This window comes from Bacillus cereus group sp. MYBK220-1 (assembly GCF_051916445.1).
GTDB classification, from domain to species: domain Bacteria; phylum Bacillota; class Bacilli; order Bacillales; family Bacillaceae_G; genus Bacillus_A; species Bacillus_A cereus.
In genome coordinates this window covers 1-5,735 of record NZ_JBQAGQ010000019.1, presented here as the reverse complement: position 1 = coordinate 5,735, position 5,735 = coordinate 1, and the positions used below count along the sequence as shown (strand labels likewise).

The following is a 5,735-nucleotide window of genomic DNA, read 5'->3' as shown; positions in this document are numbered from 1 at the left end:
GATGGCAGAGAGGTCACACCCGTTCCCATACCGAACACGGAAGTTAAGCTCTCTAGCGCCGATGGTAGTTGGGACCTTGTCCCTGTGAGAGTAGGACGTCGCCAAGCAACTTTAAGACGAGTCAGAATGACTCGTCTTTTTTGTGTTTTATAAAAATAAGAATGGCTGGTAAATCTCAGTTTATTAAAATTTCACTTTATTGTTCACATCAACAAGTTCAAAACGCTCACAGACGAGTAACATATCTTCAGAGAAATTAAGACCAAGCTCATTTAGTTCCTTTGTAAAAAAACGAACATGGGTGTCTCTCCAGTAATTATAAGTACGATCTCCTTCGCCTTCAGCGATAGCGAATTCTTCGCTTACTTCATTCATTGGTGTTACAGTTACTTCTATTGTCTTAATAATAGCTACAGGTTCATCATTACTATTGAGTATAATACTATAATCATTAGTAGTCGTTAGCGATTCATGTTCTAATTCATAAAAAATGTGACCGGAGCATGTAGCTGTTTTAATACCGTCAATTACTAGTTGTGCAAGATAATTAGGGGCATCCCCAAATTGCCAAGCTGTAACAGATTCTGTTTTTTTGTTGTTTCTCCAATAAGTATCCCAATATGTCTGTGCTAATTGATTCATTTTTATCGTCACCTCACTCTAATTAATATTTAGTCTCTTTATAATTCCTAGGAAATTTACTTATTTGTTATGCCTTTGTACTCATTTTTAATTTGTATTAGTGTGTTGCAAATTAAAAAGATACTATGTGGAGTGAATATAATTTGTAAATATGTTCTGTACATATATGGGATCTTTAAATTTCTAATTGCATTTTATGATAAAGGATATAGTTACTTAAAGAACGTTCAGATTATGAATGGTAGTTTATTATCACTATGCCATATTGAAGTGAGTAATACTAGAGTTAAAATAGATAAAAAAACCGATATTCTAAATTGAATATCAGTTTAATAATATGTGACTTATATGAATCTATAGCAATACGAAAAGCGTAAATAAGATAGCCAACAAAATACGATAGTATGCAAAAGGTTTTAAACCTATCTTCTCTAAAAGCTTTAGAAAAGTTACTACCGCTAGCATCGCTACTATAAAAGAGGTAATGAATCCTACCGCAAACATAGGGATGTCATCGACACTTAAATACTTCCAACTTTTTAGTAAGTCTAAGCCTGTCGCCCCAATCATTACAGGAAGAGCTATTAGAAAAGAGAATTCAGATGCAGTCTTATAATTTACTTTTGCTAATAGACCTCCAGAGATAGTAGAGCCAGCTCTAGAGAAGCCAGGGTATACCGCTAAGCACTGAAATAATCCGATTGTTAAAGCTTGGCGGTATGTTAAATCGTCCAGTGAATAGGCTGCTGCCTCTTTCTTTTTTACTTCTGCAAAGATCATAAGAATTGCCCCTGCTACAAGTCCAATCACAACAGTGTATGGCTGGAATAAGTATGTTTTAATAATATCATGTAGTAGCAAACCAGCAACCACTGCCGGAAATACGCCAAGAAATACATGGAACGCATTGAATTTTTTTTCTTTCTGTATAAGAGGTTTAATATTACATAAAGAAACGAGACGTTTATGATATAAAATTGCAATAGCTAAAATTGCGCCTAGCTGAATAACAATTTCAAACGTTTTTGCTCTTTCTCCCTCAAAGCCTAATAAATGCCCGACTAATATAAGGTGACCAGTAGAAGATATAGGTAAAAATTCAGCTAATCCTTCTACAATACCGAGTATGAAGGCAATAATGATATCGCTCATAGTTTCACTCCTATACATTAATGAATGTCTACTTTTTTAAAATAGAATAGTGTTGCAATAAATCCGGAAATTGTCGTTACTGCAATGATGATATAAGAATACTCTGGTGGATATGTCGGTTGTAATTCGTTATTTGCGATATCTAGAGTAGCGGTCCACGGAAATAAATCTTTATGCTTGGAGTTTACGAGCATAAGATTAGTCATTGTAATAATGACTGTTAATATAATGGGTGGTACATAGCTCTTCATTACAAGAGTTAGTAGCACAATAGGTGAAGACAATAGAAAGAGAAGTCCACCACATATTAAAAATTCTAGGAAAGAACCTAAAAGTAAAGAAATGTTAAAACCAGGGAAGTTCCCCAATAGCCCTAATATTAAAGTAAGTACCCAAGCGACTAAAGTTAGCATCATAATCCAAAGAAAGAGAATGATGAATTTACTTATAATAAAGCTAATGCGCGACACGGGGATAGTTAGTAAATTTTTCAGTGTATCTTCTGTATATTCGCGGGTAAGCAAATAAGCAACCACTACTCCATATAAGGGGAATCCTATAACTAAAGTAGTATATAAGTTAACGTCAGTGAATAATTGATGGAACCAAATAGTTGGAGTTGGCTGTTTTGTTTTTATATGTATATAAGAGGCTACTACAACTAAGAAAGGTGCGACACCAGCACCAATAATGCTAATTAAAAACATATTAGAGCGTTTTAGCTTTAAGAGTTCTGTATAGAGTAGATTAACCAATTGTTCCACCTCCAACTAGTTTGGTGAAATAATCTTCTAGTCTATCTTCGCTTATCATCATTTTTAATACTTCAATATCATTAAGAACAAACGTTCTGTTTATGTATCCTTGTTGTCCAAAATGAGAGTAAATACGAATATTTCCTTCATCATGTACTTCATAATCAAAAATTTGAAGATGATTTTCTAATAACATCACAGCTTTATCGTCATTATTCACTTGAAACTCTATGTACTTACGGTTTGCCTTGCGCAGCGTATCAAGAGAAACTTCTTCTAGTAACTTTCCTTCATGAATAATTCCGATACGATCGACTAACTGTTCTACCTCGGCTAATATGTGACTAGAAATGAGTATTGTTATATTTCTTTCTTGAGCTAAAGAATGAATAAGTTTTCGCATTTCTTTAATACCAATAGGGTCTAGTCCGTTAGTTGGTTCATCTAATATGAGTAGCTCAGGATAATGGAGAAGAGCACGTGCAATTCCTAAGCGTTGCTTCATTCCTAAAGAATACTTTCCTACTAACTTTTTTGTCTCATGCTGCAAGCCTACTATTTCTAATGCTTCTTCGATAGCATTCTTTTTGTGAACCCCAATTATCTTTGCATTAATTAATAGGTTTTCTTTTGCAGTTAAGTTTTCATAAAATCCTGGAACTTCAACTATAGAACCAATTCTGCTTAAAATATCTTTTTGATTTTGGAATAAGTTCTCTCCGAATATTTCAATCGTTCCACTTGTAGGCTTTATAAGACTAAGTAGCATACGAATGGTTGTTGTTTTACCAGCACCGTTGCGGCCTATGAAGCCATAAATCTCCCCTTGTTGAACATTAATATTTAAATTATCTACTGATTTTTGATTGCCATATACTTTAGTAAGGTTAGTCGTTTTTATAATTGTATTTATAGGAGACACCTGCTTTCTATAAGTTCTTACTTACATCATAAAAAGGAAGGCTTAACTGCATATTAATCATTTCTTAACTATTTCTTAAAAGTATTGTGCTTTGGAATAGAAAAGCCAAAAGTAGTTCGTTTCCATGGAGTACTTTCAACCCATATATGTCCACCGTTTTTCTCAACAAGCGCTTTGGAAATAGAAAGCCCGAGACCGCTACCACCAAATGAAGAGTTTCTTGATTGTTCGCTTCGGTACATTCGCTCAAATACGTTTTGTAAATCATGTTTTGGAATACCAGGGCCTTGATCCCAAATATGAAGTTCGTATTCTGCATCAGCTTCTAGCAATTCGACTCCTATTGTTTTCCCATCCTTTCCGTAATAAATTGCATTTTTCATTAAATTACCGATAATCCGCATAATGCTTAGATGATCTGCGATGATAGGACAAGTAGATTCTGGTATGAGAATTTGCAGTTCGATGTTATGTTTTGAGAGCTCAGGTAAAAATTCAATCAAAACTTCTCTAGTAACTTCAGAAAAGTCGAGTTCTTCTTCTTTTAGTGGAAATTCATTAGCGTCTAGCTTCGCCATATTGAATATTTCATCAACTAGGTGCTTTAAGTTATTTGATTTCATATAGAGTATTTTAAGATATTCTTGTTTTTCTATTTCAGAAGCAGCAACTCCGTCTTTCAAAGCATCTATATATCCGATAATGGAGGTGAGTGGTGTTCGTATATCGTGGGAGATACTAGACAAAAGTTGTTTTCTGGATTCCTCGGATCTTTTGGCTTCAATTTGAACCTGCTCTAATTTACCTATTAGCTCGTTTATTGAAAAAACGATATTATGTAATGAGTGGTCATTGCTTGTGAATAATCTCGTTTGTAAGTTTCCTTTTAGTATACGACTTAATTTAGTATCCATTGCTTTGCGATGTTGAATGAATTGTATTCTTGAAAAGAAGAGATAAATTGTAATTAAGATAAGGATAATAAATAAAGACATTTTTATTTTTGGATCCATTTGTATGTTTAAAATCCCGCAAATGATAAGTTGTAATGAAATCAGGAAGAGGGTTTTATCAGTCTTCAAGCTTTTCACCTACAAACTTATAACCAATTCCCCATATAGTCTGAATGAATTTTGGATTGGAAGGGTCAATTTCTATTTTCTTTCTGAGTTTTCGAATATGTACCATAACGGTATTGTCATCTTCTATATAATTATCGTCCCACACATTTCGGAAGAGCTGTGTTTTTGTAAATACTTGCCCTGGGTTTGAAGTAAAGAATTTTAACAGTTCCAGTTCTTTTCCGGTTAAGCTAATTTCTTCTTTGTTTGTATGAACTGTGTATGTATTTAAATTGATAGTTAGTCCTTTAAAAGATAAAGTTGTTTTTTCTTGAGCAGTATTGTTACTTCCGAGAACTAAAAAACGCCGCATAAGAGCTTTTACTCGTGCAATTACTTCGTGAATGCTGAAAGGTTTCGTAATATAATCATCAGCACCAATGCTTAAACCTAAAATTTTATCAACTTCGTGATCTTTAGCGGTGAGCATTAATATAGGTATGTTAGTTTTATCTCTAAGTTTTTTACATACCTCGATTCCATCTATTTTGGGCATCATAAGATCTAATATAACGAGGTTATAGTTATTTTGATTAAATAAATGTAAGGCTTCTTCGCCGTTGATTGCAGTGTCTACCATGTATAATTCTCGTTCTAAATATATTTTTAATAAATTTCGGATTTCTTTATCGTCGTCTGCTATAAGGATACGTATATCTTTCATATCTTCACCTGCTTCTAATAGAGTTTTATTGATAGTACAACAACTCTCTAATTATATACTAGTATTTGTTAAAATAAGGTTGCTAGTTTTGTTGGAGGAAAACGTCCACACAAGTTAAGTCTAGAGTTCAAATTAACTCGAATATATTTGGAAAAACAAATTAAAGAGAAGCAGAAGGTGTGCTCCGATAATGAAATCCTATAGAGACGTATTTAGTTAAAAGAGCATAAAAATATTAAATTGAAGTTCTTTATAAAAAGGTGTTGACGATTATACTTTAGAGGTGTAATATAGAACAAGTCGCCGATGACATTAACGTCGAAAGCGACAAACGAAATGAAAAACTTAGTTGACATTGAAAGATGAAAATGTTAACATAAGGAAGTCGCAAATGAGCGACCAAGTAGTTCTTTGAAAACTGAACGAAACAAACAACGTGAAACGTCAATTTTTATTTTAGATGCTAGACAAACTAACTT

At 33.4% G+C, this 5,735-nt stretch carries 6 protein-coding genes and 1 rRNA gene; 1 reads left to right on the top strand and 6 read right to left on the bottom strand.

All coding sequences use genetic code 11. From position 1 onward, the window contains the following. Positions 1 to 107 (top strand): 5S ribosomal RNA (gene rrf / locus ACTFRU_RS29300); the annotation flags it as partial. Between the two features lie 76 nt (positions 108 to 183). Here rrf and ACTFRU_RS29295 read toward each other — a convergent pair. From ACTFRU_RS29295 to ACTFRU_RS29270, 6 genes are all read right to left on the bottom strand, one after another. Beyond that, a complete protein-coding gene (locus tag ACTFRU_RS29295) occupies positions 184 to 642 on the bottom strand; it encodes an ASCH domain-containing protein (RefSeq protein ID WP_440038001.1) in 459 nt (152 codons plus the stop codon). A 354-nt stretch (positions 643 to 996) separates the two neighbouring features. Next, complete coding sequence (gene uppP / locus ACTFRU_RS29290; protein WP_001279957.1) at positions 997 to 1,794, bottom strand: undecaprenyl-diphosphate phosphatase UppP; 798 nt, start codon at positions 1,792 to 1,794, stop codon at positions 997 to 999. Between the two features lie 17 nt (positions 1,795 to 1,811). After that, positions 1,812 to 2,549, bottom strand: coding sequence for an ABC transporter permease (locus ACTFRU_RS29285; RefSeq protein WP_006921274.1), 738 nt, complete (start codon positions 2,547 to 2,549; stop codon positions 1,812 to 1,814). Continuing rightward, a complete protein-coding gene (locus ACTFRU_RS29280) occupies positions 2,542 to 3,471 on the bottom strand; it encodes an ABC transporter ATP-binding protein (RefSeq protein WP_000074581.1) in 930 nt (309 codons plus the stop codon). The genes ACTFRU_RS29285 and ACTFRU_RS29280 overlap by 8 nt, the downstream gene beginning before the upstream one ends. Before the next feature lie 68 nt (positions 3,472 to 3,539). Next, positions 3,540 to 4,553 (bottom strand): sensor histidine kinase, encoded by a 1,014-nt coding sequence (locus ACTFRU_RS29275; protein ID WP_006921271.1) that lies wholly within the window; start codon positions 4,551 to 4,553, stop codon positions 3,540 to 3,542. Next, positions 4,543 to 5,256 carry a response regulator transcription factor gene (locus ACTFRU_RS29270; protein WP_000651995.1) on the bottom strand — a complete coding sequence of 238 codons (714 nt, stop codon included), beginning with the start codon at positions 5,254 to 5,256 and terminating at the stop codon, positions 4,543 to 4,545. The genes ACTFRU_RS29275 and ACTFRU_RS29270 overlap by 11 nt, the downstream gene beginning before the upstream one ends. Between the last annotated feature and the right edge of the window lie 479 nt (positions 5,257 to 5,735).